This is a genomic window from Thioclava nitratireducens (genome assembly GCF_001940525.2).
Classification (GTDB): Bacteria; Pseudomonadota; Alphaproteobacteria; order Rhodobacterales; family Rhodobacteraceae; genus Thioclava; species Thioclava nitratireducens.
Window position 1 is genome coordinate 1,159,330 of the sequence record NZ_CP019437.1, and the last position, 20,122, is coordinate 1,179,451.

Below are 20,122 nucleotides of genomic sequence, written 5' to 3' on the forward strand. Positions count from 1 at the left end.
GGAGCGGTGAAACTGGCGCAGAAAAATTTCGTAGAGCGAGAGCAGGGCAGCGATGAGTGACAAGGCGCAAGACGGGCTGGGCGTGGCGCTCTGGCAGGGACAGACGGTCGCGGGGGATCGCGACGCCGCGCTCGGTCAGATCGCCCGCGCCTCGCGCGCGGCGGGGCAGGCGGGGGCGGCGGTGATCGTCTTTCCCGAACTGTTCCTGACCGGGTATGAGCGCGACGACCTCAACGAGCTTGCGCTGAGTGTCGAGGATATGGCGGACCGGCTCGCGCCGCTTGCACGCGAGGCTGGCTGCGCGATCTGCGTCGGATACCCCGAGCGCGCCGCGGACGGGCTTCGCAATTCGGCGATCTGCGTCTCGTCGACGGGCGAGGTGCTGGGCAATCATCGCAAGATCCAGCTTTACGGCCCCGCAGAGGCCGAGCGCTTCGTGCCGGGATCGCGCTACACGCTGTTCGACCTGGCGGGCAAGCGCACGGCGATCCTGATCTGCTACGATGTCGAATTCGCCCCGCATGTCGCGGCGCTGCGTGACAAAGGGGTCGAGTTGATCCTCGCGCCGACCGCCGCGATGCGCCCGTTCGAGCATGTGGGCGATCATGTCGTGCCCGCGATGGCGGCCAATCACGGGCTGGCCATCGCCTATGCCAATCTCTGCGGCAGCGAGGCCGATCTGGAGTATTTCGGCCTTTCGGTCATCATGGGCCCCGACGGCAAGACGCTCGCCCGCGCCGGGAGCGATCCTGCGATGCTCCTTGCCACCCTGAAGCGGCAGTACGATCCCGCGCTCGTCTCGACGCAGGCGCAGGACTTCCGCCACGTCGACGAGACGGCCTGATGCAGCTTGCGGGAACAGACCTGCGTCTTCTGCGCGTCTTCGACGCGGTCGTCCGCCATCGCGGTTTCGCCGCCGCCCAGGCCGAGCTCAATGTCAGCCAGTCGACGATCTCGACGCAGATCACGGCGCTGGAAGAACGGCTTGGCGTGACGCTTTGCCGGCGGGGACGAGCGGGGTTCCGGCTTACCCAGAAGGGCGAGATCGTGCATGCGGCGGTGGTCAAGCTGATCGCCGCGACGGAAGAGTTCGTCACCGAAACCGCCGCCCTGCGTGGCACGCTCTCGGGCACGCTACGGATCGGGCTCGTGGACCATGTCGTGACCGATCCGAACTTCCGGCTGCCCGAAGCGATCGCTGCGTTGGAGCGTCGCGCGCGTTCGGTCCGGTTCGAGCTTGCGCAAGGCTCGCCACAGGAGTTTCAGACCCGGGTGCTCGACGGATCGCTGCATCTCGCGATCGGGTCCTTCCCGCACAAGGTGGCCGGGCTCAATTACCGAAAGCTCTATGACGAGGAGAACTTCCTCTATTGTGCGCCGGGTCACCCGCTCTGGTCAGTGCCCGATGCGGCGCTGACCCCTGAATTCGTCAGTTCGATGCGCGCGGTCGGGCGCAGCTACTGGCGGGATGATCACTGGAACAATCGCGATTTTCCGCAGACGACCGCGATGGCGCAGGGGCTCGAGCAGCAACTGGTGATGATCCTCTCGGGCGCCTTCATCGGCTACATGCCGGACCACTCCGCGCGGCGCTGGGTCGAGGCGGGCCGCCTGCGGGCCATCCTGCCGCAACGTTTCCTTTACCGCTGTCCCTTCGAGGCGATCACGCGCCCCGATGCGGAGGCCTCGCCGCTTGCTCAGGCCATGCGCTCGGAGCTTGAAGCGGTCTACGCAGGAGATGCTGAAAAAAGCGTCACCGTCTGATCTATGCTTCGAATTTCGTCGAAGTGAATTTCGACACAACTATATTTTTCAGTCCATCGTCGCGACGCATGCTTCCGCGAATTACGGAGATTGCGATGACCGAACACCGATACAATCAGCCTCTGAGCGGAAACGCGATGCCGCGCACCGGCGGGCCCGCGACGATGATGCGACTGCCCTCAGCACCGACGGCGGAAGGGCTCGACGCGTGTTTCATTGGCATTCCGATGGATATCGGTACGTCGAACCGCCCGGGCACACGTCTCGGCCCGCGCCAGATCCGCGACGAAAGCCGGATGATCCGGCCTTACAACATGGCCACGGGCGCGGCCCCGTTCGAGCATCTGCAGGTGGCCGATATCGGCGACGTGCCAATCAACCTGTATGATCTGAAGAAGTCGGTGGAGATCATCGCGGAGCATTATCGCGGCATCCTCGCGCAGGATGCGATCCCGCTCACGCTGGGCGGCGACCACACGCTCACCTGGCCGATTCTGCGCGCGATCAAGGAGAAACACGGGCCGGTCGCGCTGATCCATGTCGATGCGCATTCCGACACCAACGCGGATATGTTCGGCGAGACAGCCGCCCATGGCTGCCCGTTTCGCCGCGCCTGGGAAGAGGACTGCCTGATCAACGACAAGGTCTTCCAGATCGGTCTGCGCGGTACCGGTTACGGCGCCGACGATTTCGACTGGGGCCGCGAGCGCGGCTGGACCTGCATCCAGGCCGAAGAGTGCTGGCACAAATCGCTCGCGCCGCTGATGGCGGATATCCGTGCGCAAATCGGTGACGCGCCGGTCTATCTGTCCTACGATATCGACAGCCTCGATCCGGCCTTCGCGCCCGGCACGGGCACGGTCGAGGTTGGCGGGCTGACGACGATGCAGGGACTCGAGATCATTCGCGGGACGGCGGGGCTCAACCTCGTGGGCTGCGATCTGGTCGAGGTCTCGCCGCCCTACGACATGGCAGGCAACACGGCGGTGATCGCCGCGAACTTCCTCTACGAAATGCTCTGCGCGCTGCCCGGCGTGCCGCAAGGGCGTTAAGACAAGCCGGACAACAGGGAGAATATCCAATGAAAAGACGTGAGTTTCTGGTAAGTGCCGCGCTTGGAACGGCCGCGCTTGCGGCTCCGACCGTGCTGCGCGCGGCCTCTTCGACGCTGAAGGTCGGCACCTATGGCGGCTACTTCAAGGACAGCTTCGACAAGTTCATCTACCCCGATTTCACGGCCGCCACGGGTATCGAGGTCGAAAGCATCGCGGAGCCCACGGGCGAGGCGTGGCTGGTGCAGCTGTCGCAGGCGGCGCGCGCAAATCAGGCCCCGGCGGACGTGTCGATGATCGCGCAACTGCCGCGTATCAAAGGCGAGCGCTCGGGCCTTTGGGCCAAGCTCGACGCGGACAAGATGAGCAACATCTCCGTGCTCCCCGATCACTTCGTGCATCGCTATGAGGATGGCAGCGTCTACGGAACCGGCGCGGTCAGCTGGTATATCACGCTGGTGACCAATACCGACGCCTATGCCGATGCGCCCGCCTCGTGGAAGGCGCTGTGGGATCCGGCGAACAAGGACAAGCTCGGTCTGATGTCGCTTGCGACGAACTCGTTCCTGCTCGAGATTACCGCGACCACCTATTTCGGCGGCACCGACATCCTCAAGACCGAGGAAGGCATCCTCAAGGTCATGGACAAGCTCGCCGAGGTGAAGCCGAATGTGCGCCTGTGGTATCGCGACGAGGGCCAGTTCCAGCAGGCGCTGGAGACCGGCGAAATCCCGATGGGCGAGTATTACCACGACGTGACCTCGCTGGCCGCGTCGCAGGGCAAGCCCGTGCGTTCGACCTTCCCGGATGAGGGCGCGGTGCTCGATTCCGGCTCGTGGGTGGTGTCGAAGGCGTCGAGCGCGCTCGATCAGTCGCAGATCTTCATCGACTACATGGCCCAGCCGGAAATTCAGGCGAAGCTGTCGCGCAATGTCGGCACCGCGCCGACCGTGCCGCGCGAGAAGACCGACCTGACCGACGAGGAATTCGCGGCCGTGTCCTCGGACAAGCAGCCGATCCTGCCGCTCTACGATATCTATGTGGACCGCGGTGACTGGATCAATCAGAAGTGGTCGGAAATGATCACCGGCTGATTTGGCTACCAACTTGCGCCGTGGCGTCTGCATGTCGCCACGGCGTCTATTTGCTTTGAGGAAACAGGACAGCGATGACCAATCTGCGCATCGAGCGGCTAAGCAAGAAATTCGGGTCGTTCACCGCCCTCGATGATGTTTCGCTCGAGATACCGACGGGGAAATTCGTCTGCCTTCTGGGGCCCTCGGGCTGCGGCAAGACCACGCTTCTGCGGGTGGTCGCCGGGCTCGAGACGCCGACCAAGGGCCGAGTGGTCGTCGATGGCGATGACCAGACGAAGGTCCCCACCCACCGCCGCGACATGGGCATGGTGTTCCAGTCGCTGGCGCTTTTCCCGCATCTCGACGTGGCGGGAAACATCACCTATCCGCTCGCGATCCGCGGCGCAGACCGCGCCAAGCGAGACGCGAAGGCCGATGAACTGCTGAAACTGGTGCGCCTGCCCGGCATGGGCGCGCGGCGGATCGACCAGCTCTCGGGCGGCCAGCGTCAGCGTGTCGCGATTGCGCGCGGTCTCGCCATCGACCCGAAGGTCTTCCTGCTCGACGAGCCGCTGTCGGCGCTCGACGCGGGCCTGCGCGAGCATATGCAGATCGAGCTGCGCCAGATCCAGCAAAGCCTCGGCGTGACTACGATCGTCGTCACCCACGACCAGAAAGAGGCGCTCACCATGGCCGATCTGGTCATCGTGATGAAGGACGGCGTGATCCAGCAGGCGGGCGCGCCGATGGAGATCTACCGCAACCCGGCGAATGCTTTCGTGGCGGGCTTCATCGGCACGACGAACCTGCTGCCCTGCACCGTCCGCGACGGCGCGATCGAGGTGCTGGGCGCGCGGTTGCCGATTGCCGAGGGCGACAGGATCGCTCTCGAGCAAGGCGAGGCGCAGCTTTCGATCCGGCCCGAGCATGTCGCCATCGAGCCCGCGGGCGCTGGCGGCATCGAGGCGGAAGTGACCTTCCTGCGCGATCTCGGCGAAAGCCGCCATGTGCTGCTGGATGCGCAAGGCCAAGAGATCACTGCACAGCTCTCCCCCGAGACGCAGGCGAGCTATCGCCCCGGCGACCGGGTCAGCCTCAGCTTCCGCCCGGGCGAGCGTGTGGTGGTGACATGAGCCAGAATACCGAGATGCGTGCGACACCGGGTTGGGTCGGTCTTTGGCCGGCGCTGATGCTGGCGGTCTTCTTCCTTGTGCCTTTCGGGATTATGGTCGCCGTGTCGGTCTCGCAACGCGATCCGGCCGGCGCCTTCATCCCGGGCTTCGAGCTTACCCATTACGCGCGGTTCATGACCGCCTTCTTCGCCAAGGTGATGGGCGTCTCGGTTGGCGTGTCGCTGGCGGCGGCCGCGATCTGCGTCGTGCTGGCCTTTCCGTTCACCGTGTTCCTCGCTTCGATGAGCCATCGCGCGCAGACCGTCGCGCTCGTGGTGCTGCTCTCGGTGCTGTCGCTCTCGGAGGTCATCATCGGCTTCTCGCTCTCGACACTGCTGTCGAAGACGGCGGGGATTTCGAACCTGTTCTACTGGCTCGGGATGATCGATGCGCCGCGCGCCTATACGCCGTCGCTCTTCGCGCTGATCGCCGGGCTTTGCTATATCGGCTTTCCCTTCGCGGTGCTGGTGCTCTACCCGCCGGTCTCCCGGCTCGATCCCGAGATCGTCGAGGCCGCCCGCGTCATGGGGGCCTCCGCCTCGCGCGCCTTCTTCGGGGTGATCGTGCCCAACCTGCGCGGAGCGATCGTGGGCGCCTTCATCCTCGTCTTCGTCTTCACGCTGGGCTCCTATCTTCTGCCGCAGCTTCTGGGCCGGTCCGAGGACTGGACGCTCTCGGTCCACATCACCGATCAGGCGATCTACCAGACCAACCTGCCGTTCGCCGCGGCGATGTCGATCTTCCTGATGCTGGTGGCGCTGGCCCTCGTGGGCCTCGCCTCGCTCGCCGGACGGCAAAGGAGCGCATCATGACAAGCTGGTTGAAACGCGCCTATGTGATCGTGATCCTGCTTTTACTGCTGGCGCCGCTGGTCGTCGTGACCGGAGTGTCGCTGAACGGGCCGCAGACCCTGCGCTTCCCCCCGGTGGAGCCGTCGCTGCGCTGGTATGGCACGCTGTTTCAGGACAGCGCGTGGCTGGTGCCGCTGGGCCATTCGCTGCTGATCGCGGCTTGCGCCTCTGCGCTCTCGGTCTCAGTCGCGCTGCCGCTCGCGCTGTTCGCGTGGGAGCGCAACGGCATCGCGGCGCGGCTGCTGACCGGGCTGGGGCTCGCGCCCTTCACGCTGCCGCCGGTGATCTCCGCTCTGGGCTTCATGGTGTTCTGGATGACGGTCGGCGGGTACGGGCAGATCTGGGCCACGATCGTCTCGCATGCCGTCTTTCTCGTGACGCTGCCGCTGGTGACGATCTCGCTCGGGTTGAAGGGCATCGACCGCGCGCTGCTGGAGGCCGCCCGCGTGATGGGGGCAGGGCGCTGGACGGTGCTGCGCACGGTGATCGGTCCGCTGGTGCTGCCCTTCATCGTGTCGGGCTATGCCTTCGCTTTCGTGCTCAGCCTCAACGAATACATCATCGCCTACATGGTCGCAGGCTTCACCGTCGAGACGATCCCGATCAAGATCTTCAACGCCCTGCGCTACGGCTACACGCCGATCCTCGGGGTGGTGTCGGTGCTTTTCGTTCTGCTTGCAGCGGTCGTCTTCGGGCTGATCGGCAAGTTCGGCGATCTGCCGCGTTTGATGGGCTCTGAGCGGGGATCGAGCGAATAGGCGGGCCTCTCCGTCCGCTCTCACAACACGATTGACCCGCTCCGGATTGACCATATTCTTGAGTCTCGGGTGAATCTTGGTTCGCCCCGGCAATCGGATCCGAGGGAGGAGAGACGATATGTGCCATGTATTCGCCGGTCAGGATCCGGAGCGTTATTCCAGCGAGACACGCAGGCTTCGGCTCAACGGGCAAAGCACGAGCATCCGGCTCGAGAACGCCTTCTGGGATATTCTCGACGAGATCGCGGCGCGGGACGGGGTATCCACGCCGACCTTCATCTCGACGCTGCATGCCGAAGTGCTCGAACTGCGCGGGGAGCCGTCGAACTTCACGTCGCTCCTGCGCTGTGCCTGCCTGAAATTCATGGAGATCTCGGCCGATCGCGCACCGCTCGCCGTCGCTGCAGAGTAGCGCAAGCCTGACGTCAAACATTCTTGAGGGGTAGTATAGACCTACTACCCGCCCCACCTTCGCCCGCTGCTACGCTCTCAGGACAACTGACAGCACTACAGCGGGAGCAACCGGTGGCAAAATCCATTCATTCCATGATCCGTGTCCTCGACGAGGACCGCTCGGTCGCGTTTTACGACAAGGCTTTCGGCCTCAAGGTCGCCGACCGTCTCGACTTTCCGGAATTCACGCTCGTCTATCTGAGCAATCCCGAAAGCGATTTCGAATTGGAACTCACCGTCAACAAGGGCCGGACCGAGCCCTATGACCTCGGCGATGGCTACGGCCACTTCGCGGTCGCGGTCGATGATCTCGAAGCCGAGCACAAGCGCTTCGAGGCGGAGGGCCTCGCGCCCCGCAAACTCGTGGAATTCGCGCCGGCAGGGGAGGTCGTCGCGAAGTTCTTTTTCGTGGCCGATCCGGACGGATACCAGATCGAGGTGCTCGCGCGCGAAGGCCGCTTCAAGTGAGATTTTCCTAAGGGAGACATCAGGGAGGAGACGACAATGACGACCAAGGCAAGCTCGAAAGGGCTGACCAGACGGCAGCTGCTGGCGCGGGCGACCGCGGCAGGGGCGAGCTTCGTCGTGGGGTCGGGGTTCATGGCGGCCCGCAATGCCGCCTGGGCCACCGAGCTCTCGGCGCTCAAGCCCACGACCTTCGCGACGCTGGTGCAGATGGCGCGCGATATCTATCCGCACGACAGGGTCGACGACCAGTATTATGTCATCGCGGTGAAAGGCTATGACAGCCCAGATGCGGCCGACGAGATCGAAGCCGGCATCGCCGCGCTCGATGCGGCGGCGCGCGGCAAAGGCTTCGCGAATTACCTTGAAACCGGCTGGGAGAAGGATCGCGTCATGATCCTGCGGGGCATGGAGGAGAGCCCCTTCTTCCAGAAGATTCGGGGTGGTCTGGTGACCGGCCTCTACAATCAGAAAGCGGTCTGGCCGATCTTCGGCTACGAGGGCGAGTCCTATTCCAAGGGCGGCTACATCAACCGCGGTTTTGACGACATCGACTGGCTGTAAGGGAGGCAGACATGGTTGCGAAATTTGATCTGAGCGACGACAGCGTCGTTGTCATCATCGGCACTGGCGCTGGCGGCGGTGTGCTGGCCAACGAGTTGGCGCAGAAGGGCGTCAAGGTCGTGGCGCTCGAGGCGGGCGGTCGCTATCTGCCCGAAGATTACATCAATGACGAATGGGAAAGCTTCGGCCAGCTCGCCTGGACCGAGCCGCGCACCACGAGCGGCGACTGGCGCGTGGCCAAGGATTTCTCGGGTCTGCCCGCATGGATCGTGAAAGCGGTCGGCGGCACCTCGATCCACTGGGCCGGGGCGAGCCTTCGCTTTCAGGACCATGAGTTCAAGACGAAGACCCATTACGGCAATGTCGACGGGGCGAACCTGCTCGACTGGCCGATCGATCCGGCTGAACTTGCGCCCTATTACGACAAGGCCGAGGCGAAGCTGGGTGTGACCCGCACTGGCGATCGTCCGGGCTTGCCGGGCAACAACAACTTCAAGGTGCTGGAGAAAGGCGCGAAGTCGCTTGGCTACCAAGAGGTGAATACAGGCCATATGGCGATCAACTCGATCGAATATGACGACCGGATTTCGTGCCAGCAGACGGGCTTCTGTTTCCAGGGATGCAAATGGGGCGCCAAGTGGTCCTCTGCCTATACGGATATTCCGCGCGGCGAGGCGACCGGCAATCTGGAGGTCCGCGACCACTGTCATGTCGCGCGTATCCTGCATGACGACAAGGGTCGCGCGTCGGGCGTCGAGTATTTCGACAAGGACGGCAACCTGCAGATGCAGAAGGCCAAGATCGTCTGCGTCGCGGGTAACTCGATCGAGAGCCCGCGCGTGCTGCTGAACTCGCATTCGACGATGTTCCCCGACGGGCTTGCGAACTCCTCGGGGCAGGTGGGGCGCAACTACATGCGGCACACCACGGGCTCGGTCTATGGCACCTTCGACAAGCCGGTGAAGATGTGGCGCGGCACGACGATGGCGGGCATCGTCCGCGACGAGGCGCGTCACGATCCCTCGCGCGGTTTCGTCGGCGGGTACGAGCTGGAGACGCTCAGCCTCGGTCTGCCCTTCATGGCGGCCTTCCTCGATCCGGGCGGCTGGGGGCGCGAGTTCACGACTGCGCTCGACAGCTACGAGAACATGGCGGGGATGTGGATCGTGGGCGAAGACATGCCGCAGGAGACCAACCGCATCACGCTCAACCACTCGGTCGAGGACGCCTACGGGCTGCCGGTCGCGAATGTGAATTACACCGATCACCCGAACGATCGGGCGATGCGCGATCACGCCTATGCCCGTGGCAAGGCGATCTACGAAGCGGTTGGGGCGACCCGGACGCTGCCGACGCCGCCCTATCCCTCGACACATAACCTCGGCACCAACCGGATGTCCGAGAACCCGCGCGACGGTGTGGTGAACAAACACGGCCAGACCCATGACGTGCCCAACCTGTTCATCTCGGACGGCTCCCAATTCACGACCGGCGCCGCCGAAAACCCCACGCTGACCATCGTGGCGCTCGCGATCCGGCAGGCTGACTTCATCGCCGGGGAGATGTCGAAGGGAAACATCTGATCCCGAGCGGATCAGCTAAGGCAAAAGACGACCGGGCTGCTCAAGGGTGGCCCGGTTCTCTTTGCGGAACCTTTGCAGGTCTGCGCGCTTGCGCACAGGACATGCGGGACCTTCGCTAATTTCATTTTCCTGGAGAAGCCCCAAACTCTGATCAACGACATTTGGAGGCTTCCATGACCTTTCGACCCGTCTCGGCCACCAGTCAGGCGCAACCCGCGCTCGAAGGCGCCGGTGTTCATCTGCACCGCGTATTCGGCTTCGGGGATCCGTCGCTGACCGACCCGTTCCTGATGATGGACGATTTCCGCAACGACGATCCGCGGCTCTATTCCAAGGGCTTCCCGTGGCACCCGCATCGCGGCATCGAGACCATCACCTATGTGCTCGACGGCCAGGTGGAGCATGCGGATTCGCTCGGCAATCGCGGGCTTCTCGGCGCAGGCAGCGTGCAATGGATGACGGCTGGCTCCGGCATCGTCCATCAGGAAATGCCTTCGGGCAATGCCAAGGGGCAGATGCACGGCTTCCAGCTTTGGGCCAACCTTCCCTCGGCGCTCAAGATGACGGCGCCGCGCTATCAGGATATCACGGCCATCGATATCCCGATCGAAGGCGATGACGACGGCACGACTGTGAAGGTCATCATCGGTTCGTTCTGGGGCAAGACCGGTCCCGTCGACGGGATCGCGGCCAATCCGATGCTGCTTGACGTGTCGATTCCCGCGGGACGCCGCAAGGTACTGCCGGTCGATACGCGCTCCAATGCGCTCGCCTATGTCTTCGCGGGCTCCGGCACCTTCCGCGACGCCAGTGACCCCGTCGGCATCAAGGTCGAGAAGGAATATCGCGGGCAGGAGCTGAATATCCGCGACATGACCGGCAACCGCACGCTTGTCCGTTTCGGAGCAGGCGACGAAATCACGGTGCAGGCCGGGAACGAAGGCCTCCGTTTCCTGTTGATGACGGGGCGTCCGATTCAGGAGCCCGTCGCATGGCACGGCCCGATCGTCATGAACACGCAGGATGAACTGCGCCAGGCGCTCACCGAACTCAACAACGGCACCTTCATAAAACACGTCTGAGGGCGCCGTTGCCCCTCAGACCCTTCCCAACACAGGAGATAGAAATGGCACAACCGAAGATCGCAATCGTCTTTTATTCCACCTATGGCACCAACCACGCCGTCGCGCTGGCCGCAGCAGAAGCCGCCGAGGCCGCCGGGGCCGAGGTGCGCCTGCGCCGCATTCCCGAAACGGCCCCGAAAGCCGTCGTGGAAGGTCAGGACGCCTGGAAAAACCAGCTGGAGAAGATGAGCGACATTCCGGAAGTGACCCCTGACGATATGGAATGGGCCGATGGCTATTTCTTCTCCGGGCCGACCCGCTACGGCGTCTCCGCAAGCCAGATGCGCGCCTTCATCGACACGCTGGGCGGCCTCTGGGGCGCGGGCAAGCTCGCCAACAAGACCTTCACCGCGACCACCAGCGCGCAGAACGCCCATGGCGGGCAAGAGGCGACGATCCTTGGTCTCTACACCACGGCCATGCACTGGGGCTGCATCATCGTCGCGCCCGGCTATACCGACGAAGCGATCTTCAACGCGGGCGGCAACCCCTACGGCTTCTCGACTAACGCCGGCGGTGTCGACGAGGCCGGTAAGGCCGCGATTGCCCATCAGGCCAAGCGCCTGGTCGAGATGACGGCGAAGCTCGTCGGCTGATCTTTCCCGAGATTGAGAAAGCGCCTCCGCCCTTTCTGGGCGGGGGCGCACCTGTTTTTACAGCGGTCCGGTGCCGGTTCCTTCCTCGAGCCGGACGAAGCCCCTTTCGGTCGTCTGCTGAGCGGCAGCAAGTCGCTACAGGCCCATATGAGCGAACGCGCGAGCGGCGCGAGCGCGCCCGATGTTCTCTTTGCCGGCAATGATGCGCCGCGTCAGTGGCGGGCCGGCTCCCGCCTCGCTCTCGGCTCTTATTCAAGCTTGTTCAAGAGAGGGAGCGAGGCATGGGCGCGGCGAAAAAGCCGCCGCGAGCTCACATCGGGTTTTCGATATTCGCCTTCATGTTCGGAACGTCGGGATAGGTCGCCGTGCCCTGAGTCTGGTTGCAGGCAGCCAGGATTCCCAGGGCGCAGCTTGCGACCAGAGCGAGCACGGCTTTTTTCTTCATCGGGCTTTGCATGTCGGGTTCCTCTCGAAAATTTCAAATGAACTAGGTCGCTCGGGTGAACGACCCGGTTCAACTATTTGGGGCGCACCGTGGGGCGCGGCAATGTTTTTGTTGTGGCCGATGTGCTTAGCGGCACTGGCGAGACGACCCGCAAGGCAGCTCTGCCGCTCCTTATGCGCGGGCGATGGCCGCAGCGATATTTCGCAAGCGGCCGATCCCGCCGATGGACTCGCCGCCGCTGTCCCGATAGGTGACGTAACGTGAAAACTAACTTTGACATAGTTGCCCAAATCAAGTCACAACATCGCCGCGCTTGCATGTGATCCAGCCCCCGTCGGCGAGCCGCAACGGCCCATTCGGGGCTACTCGCGACCAACGGAGGTAATGATTATGAATGTTGAACACGTGTCGCTCGAATTGCTTGTTAAGGTTGGCGAGCGCGGTGTTGCGGAAATCGGAAAATTCTCTCTTCGGTTCCTCGGCGGTGCTCCCGATTATGCGTCGACCGACTCGATCGACCTGACAGGGCTGGCGACACTGGCGCAGCCGGAAAAAGTATTCACCTCGACCCTGCGCGCCGAGTTGCTCGATCAGCACGCGACCTTCGACCCCCAGAAATTCTCGGTGTCGGTCAACGTGAGCTCGTTCGCCACTTCCGATCCCTATATCGAGATCGAACGCCGCTGGCGCATCGCCCTCGTCACCTTCCTCGAGGGCTACATCATGCAGTCCCAGCCGATGCTGTCGTCGCTCAAGGTCCGCGGCGGCTATGCAGAGCAGCTCGCTCTGTCCGACGCGCGGCTGCACTGACCGGCCCGCTCTTCAAATTGCTTGCCCCGCGCGGATGTCCCGAGACCACTCGGGCGCGCGGGCGATCGCGAATCTTAGACCTTTTCCTGCAACCCGCGGTCTCGGCCGAAGCCGTTTTCCGCCGTGGCGATGCTTGCGCGGTGGGTTTGACGACGTTTCAGCTCAGCTGGACGTGACCCCGGCCGAAAGTTCCAGAATCTCTGTCGTTACCGCTTCTTGCCGCGAAATCCGTGCGGTCTGTTCCAGCGCGTCGAGCTTGCGCTCGGTCGTCCCCTGGGCGGAGGCCATTGCGAGCATCCGGGCGGTGTTCTCCGCCGCCGTGGCGTGCAGCGCGACGCGGCACAGTTCCGCATGCAGCATCTCGGCGAAAAGTGCGGCGCAAAGCTGCTCCGGCGGCAGCGTCAACAGGGGCGGCTGGCTCGGCGGTGCGCTCGGCTGGGCCGGACGGGGGAAGATGCGGCGACGGCAGGCCTTCCAGCTGCCGTCTTCCGTCTGGGCGTGAAACGCGTCGATCGGCGCCCGGCCCGCAAGCTGAAGCAATGTCTCGGCCAGCCGGTCCGCGAAGGGCGGGATTGCCGGGCCGTGGGAGGGCAAGGGGAACTGCGCAAGCGCGCTCAGCCCTTGTTCCGCCGCCAGCGCTGCGCCGCGCGTCCCGATCACGACGAGGCCGCCGGGCGGCGTTCCCAACGCGCTCAGTAGCCGGGCGTTGAACGAGCCCGCGAAACCCTGCTCCGCCAGAAACAGAACGGTGAGCGGCGGCCCTTCGGGTTTGGGCGGCTCGGGGGCGAGCGAGAGCACCCGGTCCAGCGCGCGGCTCACCGTCGCCGCGTGCAGGTCGACCGAGGCAAGCTGTCCCTGCGTCTGGCGCACGCGCGCGCCCGCGATGGCGCGCATCGCCCGGATCACCGAGGCCAGCGTGCGGACACTGCCGATACGCGCTTCGATTTCGGCAAGCTGCTCGCTCATTTCGAAGGCTCCGGCAGAAGCCCCTTCACGCATTGCAGGATCTGGTCATGCAGACCTTCGCTAAGCTTGGCGGAGAAATCGGCCCCAGACAGACTCGACGCATCGAGCGCGCCGGGAAGCGCGTCGCGCAACGCGTCGATCTGCGCGGGCTCCAATCCGTCGAGAAGCCCCGCCTGCACCGCCAGAACCAGCGCTACCTCATCGGCGAGGCGCAGCGGCGCGTGCTGGACCTGAGCCAGCACCGCGCGCACCGCCCGGCCGCGCGCAAGCTGCGCCTTCACCCGCGTGTCCGGCATGCCCCCGAAACGCGTGAAGATTTCCAGTTCGAGAAACTGGGCGTAATCGAGCCGCATCGACTCCGCCGCGTCGCGCAGGCTGTGCGCCTGCGTCTTGCCGCCGACCCGGCTGACCGAGGTGCCGACATCCACCGCGGGTTTCTGTCCGCGGTTGAACAGCTTCGTATCCAGCACGATCTGCCCGTCGGTGATAGAGATCAGGTTGGTCGGGATGAAGGCTGCGAGGTTGCCGGCATCGGTTTCGGCCACAGGCAAGGCAGTCAGCGTGCCGCTGCCCAGTTTGTCCGAGAGTCGCGCGGCACGTTCCAGAAGGCGGGCGTGCAGGTAGAAGACATCGCCCGGATAGGCCTCACGCCCCGGCGTCTGGCGGGTCAGCAGCGCAAGCTCGCGATGCGAGGCGGCGTGGCGCGTGAGGTCGTCGAGCACGATCAGCGCGTGGCCGCCGGTGTCACGCAGCTCTTCTGCCATCGTCATGCCCGCGAAGGGGGCGAGCCATTGCATCCCCGGCGGCGTCGACGGTCCGGCGACCACGACAATGGTGCGCGCCAGCGCCCCGTTGCGCCGAAGCGTCTCAATCACGCGCTCCACCGAGGAGGTCTTCTGACCGATCGCGACATAGACCGAGGTCACGTCGCCGTCCTTCTGGTTCAGGATCGTGTCGAGCGCGAGCGTCGTCTTGCCGGTCGCGCGGTCGCCCACGATCAGCTCGCGTTGCCCCCGGCCAAGCGCGAAGAGGGCATCCACGACCAGCGTGCCGGTCTGCATCGGCTCGACCACTGCCGCGCGGTCGATGATCGCGGGGGCGGGGCGTTCGACCGGGTGCTTTGCACTGGCCGCGATCGGGCCGAGCCCGTCGAGGGGCCGCCCGAGCGGGTCGACGATCCGGCCCAACAGTTCCGGCCCCACCGGAACCCGCATCACGTCGCCCGTGCCGGTCACCGCATCGCCTTGTGCGACCCCCGCGATGTCGTCCAGCAGCACCGCCGCGAGGGTGTCTTCGTCGAGCACATGCACGAAGCCCGATTGTCCGCCCTCGAAGACCAGCCGCTCGCCGGCGCGGGCTTCGGGCAGGCCCGACACCATCGCGACGCCATCGGACACGCGCTCCACCCGGCCACTGCGGCGCACGACGGGGCCCAGAGGCGCGCGCTCGATGGCTTTGACGCTGCGGTCCAACCACTCGTCCGGATCATTGGGTGTCATTGGCCACCTCCTTGCGCATCCGGGCGAGATCGGCGGCCCATGAACTTTCAAGGTGCAGATGTTCAGTCTCCAGCGCGAGGCCGCAGATCAACGCCGCATCCGTCTTGATCGCGGGGCCAATCTCTTTGCCAAGGGTCTGGCCAACGCGGCGGGCGAACGCTTCGCCGTAACCCGCTTCCACCGCCTCGCTGATACGTAGCATGAGCTTTTCCGAGCCGAGCGCGGCGCGATCCTCGGTGTCGAGGGCGGCGACCTGCGCCAGAAGGTCCGTCGCGTAGGCTTCGAGCAGCGCGGGCCGCGACAGGCGCGCGCCGATCCGCTCGGCCATGCGCTGCGCCAGATCGGCTGCGCGCGCTGCATATCGCTTCTCGGCTTCCTCCGCGCGGGCAGCGCGCTCGGCCTCGGCGGTGCGGGCCATGTCGGCAGCCTCTGCGCGGGCGTGATCCAGAAGCGCCTTGCGCGCGGCTTCGGCCTCGGTCTGGGCCTGCGCCAGCATCTCGGACTTGCGCGTGCCGACCTGATCAAGCGCCGCCTCGGCCCGTGCCTTCGCCTCGTCGGCCTTGCGCGCGGCCTCGCTCGCGTCGCTCAATTGCTTGTCGGCCTCGGCCTGACGCGCCTGGATGGCACTCACGATCGGGCGCCAAAGCACCCGGCTCAGAAGCCAGATCAGTACCGCCGCATTGAGCGTCTGCAGCCCGAGCGTCCACCAGTCCAGTGTCATGGTCAGCCGATGAACGGGTTGGCGAACAGCAGGAGAAGCGCAATCACGAGGCAGTAGATCGCCGTCGTCTCGATCATCGCGAGCCCGACGAAGAGCGTGCGCGAGATCGCGTTCGCGGCCTCGGGCTGGCGGGCGATCGCATCCATTGCAGCCGCGACCGAGCGCCCTTCGCCAAGCGCGGGGCCGAGCGCCCCGAAGGCCACCGCCGCCGCGGCCGAGATGATGCTCGCCACTTCAACATATTCCATGATTAGTCCTTTCCGGAGTCTCGGGAGGGTTGGGATTCCGCCACTGCCGCCGCGATGAACACCATGGCGAGGACGGTAAAGATGTAGGCCTGGACGAGCCCGGTCAGCAGGTCGAGCGCCATGAACGGGATCGGCACGAACAACCCCGCGAGCGAGAGCACGATGCCGATGATGAAGACCCCGCTCATGATATTCCCGAACAGGCGGATCAGCAGCGAGAAGCTGCGCGTCAGCGTCTCGACGAGATTTAGGGGGATCATCAGCGGCGTCGGCATTGCGAAACTGCGCAGGTAGCCCCCGACGCCGCCCGCGCGAATGCCGTAGACAATCACCGCCACGAAAACGAGCAGCGCCAGCGCCGCATCGGTTTCCAGATTGGCGGTCGGGGGTTCCACGCCGGGGACCAGCGAGGACCAGTTCGCGATCAGGATGAACAGGAACAGCCCGCCGAGGAAGGTGCGGTAGCGGTCGGGGGAGACGCTCATCGTCTCGCGGATCTGGGTGTCGAGCACGGTCACCAGCAGCTCCAGCGCCGCTTGCCGGCGTCCGGGGTGCAGGCTCAGGTTTCGGGTCAGCGCGTAGCAGCCGGCCACGATCATCGCCATCATCACCCATGTCGTGACGACGGGTTGCGTGATCGGCACGGGGCCGATCCAGAACAGCACGGCGGTCTCAAGCGGCGAGTTCATGCGGACCTCGCGCGTCGCAGGGTGAGCGCCCGCCCAATGCCGATCCCGAGCGCCGCCGTAAGCAGTGGCACGGCGCCCAAGAGCGCGCAGCCCACGAGAACCGTGATCGTCAGCCCGAAGCGCAATACGGTCAGCGCGATCGACTTAAGCGCCTTGCTTTCGAGCAGCATCGCATCAGTTCCCGCCCGCAGCAGCGCGAAATGCACGAGCCCCACGCCGATGCCGAGGATCAGGGCGCCTGCGCCAAGAAGAAGCTCCACCCCGCTCATTGCTGTTGCACCCAGCGCCAGCCGAGCCAGCACCCCACGACAAGCCCCACCATCATCAGCGCGGCGGTCCAGAAGATGCCCGACTGGGCGCTGCGGTCGATCCATCGTCCCCCGGCGGCTCCGGCGAGCATCGGTAGCACGACGATCCATCCGAGCACACCGATCTGGCCCAAGCGGCGGCCCAGCGGGATTTCTCCCTCCCGTCGCGCCTTCTCGGTCCGGGCGGCGTGGCGGCGCGCGGCGCTTTCCATCGGCTCCTCCGTCTTGTCCGGGTCTTCCGGCGGGTGGGTCATGTCCAGTGCTCCCGCGTTCGCGCGCCGTCGAGGCTCGCCACCAGCTGTCGGATTGCGAGCAGATGCAGCCGGGTGGCGTCGGCCTGCTCGGTCTTCGCCGCATCATCCTCGGCCTGAAAGCGTTTCAGGATCGTGTCGCCCAGCTCCGGCAGGTCGCCGGTCACTGCGGCGCGGGTCGAGACCGAGACGTCGCTGCCATTCTCGACCATAAGTACGCCGCCCTTCACCGCGCAATAGTGTCGCTTGCCCTCGGCCTCCCAGGAGATGACCGAGATGCTGAGGCTGGTGAGAAACTCGGCATGGCCGGGCAGGATTCCGAAGCCGCCGCTCGCATCCTCGGCGCGGATCGCGGTGACGTCCTTGGCATCGACGACGATCTCGAGCGGTGTGGCGATGGTGAGCCTCATGCCGCGGCCTCCTCTCGTTGGCGGGCCTCGTCGATCCCGCCGATCATGTAGAGCGACTGATCGGACCACTCGTCCGCCTCGCCCGAAAGGATCGCGCGGCATCCCTCCAGCGTGTCGGCCAGCGGCACCGAGCGCCCGGTCTGGCCGGTAAACGCCTCGGTCACGACGAAGGGCTGGGTGAGGAAGCGTTGCAGCTTGCGCGCGCGGCGCACGGCCAGCCGGTCCGACGCGCCCAGCTCCTCGACGCCGAGAAGCGCGATGATGTCCTGCAATTCGCGGAACCGCGCCAGCAGCGCCCGCGCTTCGCCCGCCAGCTGGAAATGCTCCGCCCCGACGATCTCGGGGTCGAGCAGTTGCGACGACGAGGCGAGCGGGTCGATCGCGGGGTAGATTCCCTCCGAGGCCAGCTGACGCGACAGCACGATGGAGCTGTCCATATGCCCCGAAATCGCGGTCACGGCCGGGTCGGTGAAATCATCCGCCGGCACGTAGACCGCCTGAATGGCGGTGACCGAGGCTCCGGCGGCGGAGGCGATGCGCTCCTCTAGTTCGGCGACCTCGGAGGCGAGGGTAGGCTGGTAGCCCACGCGCGAGGGCAGGCGACCCAGAAGGCCGGAAACCTCGCTGCCCGCCTGCACGAAGCGGAAGACGTTATCCATCATCAGAAGGACATTGCGGTGATCGCGGTCGCGGAAATCCTCGGCGATTGAGACAGCGGTCAGCGGCACCCGCCAGCGCGCGCCGGGCGGCTCGTTCATCTGGCCATAGACCAGCGCTGTGCGGGCCAGTACGCCGGAGTCGGTCATGTCGGCGAGCATCTCGTGGCCCTCGCGCGAGCGTTCGCCGACGCCCGCGAAGATCGCGATGCCCTGATATTTTTCGACCATCGTGTTGATGAGCTCCATCACCAGCACCGTCTTGCCCACGCCAGCGCCGCCGAACATCGCGGCCTTGCCGCCGCGTGCCAGCGGTAGCATCAGGTCGATCACCTTGATGCCGGTCTCGAAGGCGGTGACGGCGCCGCTGCCCGACAGGCGCGGCGGCGTGCCGTGGATCGGGCGGCGGGGCGTTTCCTTGGGCAGGGGATCGCCGCCGTCGCGCATCGCCCCCGTCACATCCATCAGCCGCCCCAGAACCGCCTCGCCCACCGGCACTTCGAGCGGCTTGCCCGTGGCGTGCAGCTTTCGCCCGCGCGACAGGCCGAGCGTCGATTGCAGCGCGATGGCGCGCACCCGATGTGCGTCGAGATGGCCATGGACCTCGAAGCTGCCCTCCGGATCGCCATCGCTCGTCGTGAGGATCGAATAGATCGGCGGCAGCGGGCCATCGAAGCTCGCATCGATGACCGGCCCGCGCACCGCGATGATCCGTCCCTCGGCCACGCTCATCGCGAGGTATATCCCCCATCGACGAGGTGGTAGCTGCCATTCACGAAGCTCGCGGCGTCCGATAGCAGAAAACAGGTCAGCGCCGAGACCTCTTCGGGCGTGCCGAGCCGACCCGCCGGATGCAGGGCGACCAGAGAGTCCTTTACCTCAGGTGCCAGACCCGACAGAAGCGGCGTCTCGATGAAGGCGGGGCCGACCGCATTGACGCGGATGCCCTGCGCCGCGTGATCGAGCGCCGCCGCCCGTGTCAGGCCGAGCAGAGCATGTTTCGCCGCGACATAGGCGCAGGCGCTGGGGAACGCGACCGAGCCGAGGATCGAGGACATGTTCACGATGGTCCCGCCGCCCGATTTCAGCATCGCCGCGATCTCGTTGCGCATCCCGTAGAACACCCCGTTGAGATTGACGTCGATCACGTGTTTCCAGCTGTCGAGCGGATATTCCCCGAGCGGCGCCTGCACGCCCCCGATGCCGGCGTTGTTCACCGCGAGATCCAGCTTGCCGAACGCCTTGACGGCTTTGGCGACCATCGCTTCGACAGCATCGGCAGAGGTGACGTCGACCGCCATCGGCTCGGCCGTGCCGCTCGCCTTGCGGATCTCCTCGGTCACGGACTTGGCCGCATCCGCATTCTGATCGGCAAGCAAGACCGAAGCGCCGCGCGCCGCCAACTCCTTGGCGATCGCCGCGCCGATCCCAGATCCCGCGCCCGTAACGATAGCTGATTTACCTTCGAAATCCCGTGTCATGGCAGTCCCGGCCTCCGTTGTGAATGCGACGAGGGTAACGGGCTCGAGGCTTCGGGACTTTGATGGGGATCAACTGCCGTGGGCGCAGTCTGGATGCGCACGTCTTCGTGAATGCGGCGCGGGTCGCGGCGTCCGGAGGTTCGCCGAATAAAAACCGCCCGCGGCTCTCATCGAGGCGCG

Annotated in this window: 25 protein-coding genes; 14 read left to right on the forward strand and 11 right to left on the reverse strand. The window is 65.3% G+C overall.

Annotated features, from left to right (window positions below):
• Positions 1 to 52: 52 nt before the first annotated feature.
• From BMG03_RS05770 to wrbA, 13 genes are all read left to right on the forward strand, one after another.
• Complete coding sequence (locus BMG03_RS05770) at positions 53 to 844, forward strand: nitrilase-related carbon-nitrogen hydrolase (RefSeq protein ID WP_077701132.1); 792 nt, start codon at positions 53 to 55, stop codon at positions 842 to 844.
• Positions 844 to 1,764, forward strand: coding sequence for a LysR family transcriptional regulator (locus BMG03_RS05775; protein ID WP_075776361.1), 921 nt, complete (start codon positions 844 to 846; stop codon positions 1,762 to 1,764). Before BMG03_RS05770 ends, BMG03_RS05775 begins: the two co-directional genes overlap by 1 nt.
• Before the next feature lie 95 nt (positions 1,765 to 1,859).
• Positions 1,860 to 2,816 carry an agmatinase gene (gene speB / locus BMG03_RS05780; protein ID WP_075776360.1) on the forward strand — a complete coding sequence of 319 codons (957 nt, stop codon included), beginning with the start codon at positions 1,860 to 1,862 and terminating at the stop codon, positions 2,814 to 2,816.
• Between the two features lie 29 nt (positions 2,817 to 2,845).
• Positions 2,846 to 3,910 (forward strand): ABC transporter substrate-binding protein, encoded by a 1,065-nt coding sequence (locus BMG03_RS05785; protein ID WP_075776359.1) that lies wholly within the window; start codon positions 2,846 to 2,848, stop codon positions 3,908 to 3,910.
• 74 nt (positions 3,911 to 3,984) lie between these two features.
• Positions 3,985 to 5,025: an ABC transporter ATP-binding protein gene (locus BMG03_RS05790; protein WP_075776358.1), complete on the forward strand. Its 1,041-nt coding sequence runs from the start codon at positions 3,985 to 3,987 to the stop codon at positions 5,023 to 5,025.
• Positions 5,022 to 5,876, forward strand: coding sequence for an ABC transporter permease (locus BMG03_RS05795; protein WP_075776357.1), 855 nt, complete (start codon positions 5,022 to 5,024; stop codon positions 5,874 to 5,876). Before BMG03_RS05790 ends, BMG03_RS05795 begins: the two co-directional genes overlap by 4 nt.
• Entirely contained in the window at positions 5,873 to 6,673 is an 801-nt protein-coding gene (locus BMG03_RS05800) for an ABC transporter permease (RefSeq protein ID WP_075776356.1), read from the forward strand. The genes BMG03_RS05795 and BMG03_RS05800 overlap by 4 nt, the downstream gene beginning before the upstream one ends.
• Positions 6,674 to 6,791: 118 nt before the next feature.
• On the forward strand, positions 6,792 to 7,085 hold the full coding sequence (locus tag BMG03_RS05805) for a ribbon-helix-helix domain-containing protein (protein ID WP_075776355.1): 294 nt from the start codon (positions 6,792 to 6,794) through the stop codon (positions 7,083 to 7,085).
• A gap of 113 nt (positions 7,086 to 7,198) precedes the next feature.
• Positions 7,199 to 7,594: a VOC family protein gene (locus BMG03_RS05810; RefSeq protein ID WP_075776354.1), complete on the forward strand. Its 396-nt coding sequence runs from the start codon at positions 7,199 to 7,201 to the stop codon at positions 7,592 to 7,594.
• A 36-nt stretch (positions 7,595 to 7,630) separates the two neighbouring features.
• Positions 7,631 to 8,155 (forward strand): Twin-arginine translocation pathway signal, encoded by a 525-nt coding sequence (locus BMG03_RS05815; protein ID WP_075776353.1) that lies wholly within the window; start codon positions 7,631 to 7,633, stop codon positions 8,153 to 8,155.
• Between the two features lie 11 nt (positions 8,156 to 8,166).
• The gene (locus tag BMG03_RS05820; RefSeq protein ID WP_075776352.1) at positions 8,167 to 9,738 is read left to right on the forward strand and encodes a GMC family oxidoreductase; all 1,572 of its coding nucleotides are present in this window, start codon (positions 8,167 to 8,169) and stop codon (positions 9,736 to 9,738) included.
• A gap of 173 nt (positions 9,739 to 9,911) precedes the next feature.
• Positions 9,912 to 10,820, forward strand: a complete 909-nt coding sequence (locus BMG03_RS05825; protein WP_075776351.1) for a pirin family protein — start codon at positions 9,912 to 9,914, stop codon at positions 10,818 to 10,820.
• A 44-nt stretch (positions 10,821 to 10,864) separates the two neighbouring features.
• The gene (gene wrbA / locus BMG03_RS05830; protein WP_075776350.1) at positions 10,865 to 11,458 is read left to right on the forward strand and encodes an NAD(P)H:quinone oxidoreductase; all 594 of its coding nucleotides are present in this window, start codon (positions 10,865 to 10,867) and stop codon (positions 11,456 to 11,458) included.
• Positions 11,459 to 11,768: 310 nt separating this feature from the next.
• Here wrbA and BMG03_RS20680 read toward each other — a convergent pair whose 3' ends face one another.
• Entirely contained in the window at positions 11,769 to 11,915 is a 147-nt protein-coding gene (locus BMG03_RS20680; RefSeq protein ID WP_157771562.1) for a hypothetical protein, read from the reverse strand.
• Between the two features lie 378 nt (positions 11,916 to 12,293).
• Between BMG03_RS20680 and BMG03_RS05835 the strand changes: the two genes are divergently transcribed.
• Complete coding sequence (locus BMG03_RS05835) at positions 12,294 to 12,713, forward strand: hypothetical protein (RefSeq protein ID WP_075776349.1); 420 nt, start codon at positions 12,294 to 12,296, stop codon at positions 12,711 to 12,713.
• A 162-nt stretch (positions 12,714 to 12,875) separates the two neighbouring features.
• Here BMG03_RS05835 and BMG03_RS05840 read toward each other — a convergent pair whose 3' ends face one another.
• From BMG03_RS05840 to BMG03_RS05885, 10 genes are read right to left on the reverse strand one after another with little or no spacing between them, the layout of a single operon-like run.
• Positions 12,876 to 13,679 carry a F0F1 ATP synthase subunit gamma gene (locus BMG03_RS05840; protein ID WP_075776348.1) on the reverse strand — a complete coding sequence of 268 codons (804 nt, stop codon included), beginning with the start codon at positions 13,677 to 13,679 and terminating at the stop codon, positions 12,876 to 12,878.
• On the reverse strand, positions 13,676 to 15,178 hold the full coding sequence (locus BMG03_RS05845) for a F0F1 ATP synthase subunit alpha (protein WP_075776347.1): 1,503 nt from the start codon (positions 15,176 to 15,178) through the stop codon (positions 13,676 to 13,678). Before BMG03_RS05845 ends, BMG03_RS05840 begins: the two co-directional genes overlap by 4 nt.
• A complete protein-coding gene (locus BMG03_RS05850) occupies positions 15,165 to 15,899 on the reverse strand; it encodes a F0F1 ATP synthase subunit B family protein (protein ID WP_075776346.1) in 735 nt (244 codons plus the stop codon). Before BMG03_RS05850 ends, BMG03_RS05845 begins: the two co-directional genes overlap by 14 nt.
• 2 nt (positions 15,900 to 15,901) lie before the next feature.
• Positions 15,902 to 16,147 carry a F0F1 ATP synthase subunit C gene (locus BMG03_RS05855; RefSeq protein WP_075776345.1) on the reverse strand — a complete coding sequence of 82 codons (246 nt, stop codon included), beginning with the start codon at positions 16,145 to 16,147 and terminating at the stop codon, positions 15,902 to 15,904.
• A 2-nt stretch (positions 16,148 to 16,149) separates the two neighbouring features.
• Positions 16,150 to 16,836, reverse strand: a complete 687-nt coding sequence (locus tag BMG03_RS05860; protein WP_075776344.1) for a F0F1 ATP synthase subunit A — start codon at positions 16,834 to 16,836, stop codon at positions 16,150 to 16,152.
• Positions 16,833 to 17,105: a hypothetical protein gene (locus BMG03_RS05865; RefSeq protein WP_077701134.1), complete on the reverse strand. Its 273-nt coding sequence runs from the start codon at positions 17,103 to 17,105 to the stop codon at positions 16,833 to 16,835. Before BMG03_RS05865 ends, BMG03_RS05860 begins: the two co-directional genes overlap by 4 nt.
• A complete protein-coding gene (locus tag BMG03_RS05870) occupies positions 17,102 to 17,398 on the reverse strand; it encodes an AtpZ/AtpI family protein (RefSeq protein WP_075776342.1) in 297 nt (98 codons plus the stop codon). The genes BMG03_RS05865 and BMG03_RS05870 overlap by 4 nt, the downstream gene beginning before the upstream one ends.
• Positions 17,395 to 17,805 (reverse strand): F0F1 ATP synthase subunit epsilon, encoded by a 411-nt coding sequence (locus BMG03_RS05875; protein WP_075776341.1) that lies wholly within the window; start codon positions 17,803 to 17,805, stop codon positions 17,395 to 17,397. The genes BMG03_RS05870 and BMG03_RS05875 overlap by 4 nt, the downstream gene beginning before the upstream one ends.
• Positions 17,802 to 19,193 (reverse strand): F0F1 ATP synthase subunit beta, encoded by a 1,392-nt coding sequence (atpD, locus tag BMG03_RS05880; protein ID WP_075776340.1) that lies wholly within the window; start codon positions 19,191 to 19,193, stop codon positions 17,802 to 17,804. The genes BMG03_RS05875 and atpD overlap by 4 nt, the downstream gene beginning before the upstream one ends.
• Complete coding sequence (locus tag BMG03_RS05885) at positions 19,190 to 19,942, reverse strand: SDR family NAD(P)-dependent oxidoreductase (protein WP_075776339.1); 753 nt, start codon at positions 19,940 to 19,942, stop codon at positions 19,190 to 19,192. The genes atpD and BMG03_RS05885 overlap by 4 nt, the downstream gene beginning before the upstream one ends.
• Positions 19,943 to 20,122: the final 180 nt, after the last annotated feature.

Coding starts and splice junctions, on each gene's coding strand:
- BMG03_RS05770 (WP_077701132.1), top strand. CDS start 53: ATGAGTGACAAGGCGCAAGACGGGCTGGGCGTGGCGCTCTGGCAGGGA.
- BMG03_RS05775 (WP_075776361.1), top strand. CDS start 844: ATGCAGCTTGCGGGAACAGACCTGCGTCTTCTGCGCGTCTTCGACGCG.
- speB (WP_075776360.1), top strand. CDS start 1,860: ATGACCGAACACCGATACAATCAGCCTCTGAGCGGAAACGCGATGCCG.
- BMG03_RS05785 (WP_075776359.1), top strand. CDS start 2,846: ATGAAAAGACGTGAGTTTCTGGTAAGTGCCGCGCTTGGAACGGCCGCG.
- BMG03_RS05790 (WP_075776358.1), top strand. CDS start 3,985: ATGACCAATCTGCGCATCGAGCGGCTAAGCAAGAAATTCGGGTCGTTC.
- BMG03_RS05795 (WP_075776357.1), top strand. CDS start 5,022: ATGAGCCAGAATACCGAGATGCGTGCGACACCGGGTTGGGTCGGTCTT.
- BMG03_RS05800 (WP_075776356.1), top strand. CDS start 5,873: ATGACAAGCTGGTTGAAACGCGCCTATGTGATCGTGATCCTGCTTTTA.
- BMG03_RS05805 (WP_075776355.1), top strand. CDS start 6,792: ATGTGCCATGTATTCGCCGGTCAGGATCCGGAGCGTTATTCCAGCGAG.
- BMG03_RS05815 (WP_075776353.1), top strand. CDS start 7,631: ATGACGACCAAGGCAAGCTCGAAAGGGCTGACCAGACGGCAGCTGCTG.
- BMG03_RS05820 (WP_075776352.1), top strand. CDS start 8,167: ATGGTTGCGAAATTTGATCTGAGCGACGACAGCGTCGTTGTCATCATC.
- BMG03_RS05825 (WP_075776351.1), top strand. CDS start 9,912: ATGACCTTTCGACCCGTCTCGGCCACCAGTCAGGCGCAACCCGCGCTC.
- wrbA (WP_075776350.1), top strand. CDS start 10,865: ATGGCACAACCGAAGATCGCAATCGTCTTTTATTCCACCTATGGCACC.
- BMG03_RS20680 (WP_157771562.1), bottom strand. CDS start 11,915: ATGCAAAGCCCGATGAAGAAAAAAGCCGTGCTCGCTCTGGTCGCAAGC.
- BMG03_RS05835 (WP_075776349.1), top strand. CDS start 12,294: ATGAATGTTGAACACGTGTCGCTCGAATTGCTTGTTAAGGTTGGCGAG.
- BMG03_RS05840 (WP_075776348.1), bottom strand. CDS start 13,679: ATGAGCGAGCAGCTTGCCGAAATCGAAGCGCGTATCGGCAGTGTCCGC.
- BMG03_RS05845 (WP_075776347.1), bottom strand. CDS start 15,178: ATGACACCCAATGATCCGGACGAGTGGTTGGACCGCAGCGTCAAAGCC.
- BMG03_RS05850 (WP_075776346.1), bottom strand. CDS start 15,899: ATGACACTGGACTGGTGGACGCTCGGGCTGCAGACGCTCAATGCGGCG.
- BMG03_RS05855 (WP_075776345.1), bottom strand. CDS start 16,147: ATGGAATATGTTGAAGTGGCGAGCATCATCTCGGCCGCGGCGGCGGTG.
- BMG03_RS05860 (WP_075776344.1), bottom strand. CDS start 16,836: ATGAACTCGCCGCTTGAGACCGCCGTGCTGTTCTGGATCGGCCCCGTG.
- BMG03_RS05865 (WP_077701134.1), bottom strand. CDS start 17,105: ATGAGCGGGGTGGAGCTTCTTCTTGGCGCAGGCGCCCTGATCCTCGGC.
- BMG03_RS05870 (WP_075776342.1), bottom strand. CDS start 17,398: ATGACCCACCCGCCGGAAGACCCGGACAAGACGGAGGAGCCGATGGAA.
- BMG03_RS05875 (WP_075776341.1), bottom strand. CDS start 17,805: ATGAGGCTCACCATCGCCACACCGCTCGAGATCGTCGTCGATGCCAAG.
- atpD (WP_075776340.1), bottom strand. CDS start 19,193: ATGAGCGTGGCCGAGGGACGGATCATCGCGGTGCGCGGGCCGGTCATC.
- BMG03_RS05885 (WP_075776339.1), bottom strand. CDS start 19,942: ATGACACGGGATTTCGAAGGTAAATCAGCTATCGTTACGGGCGCGGGA.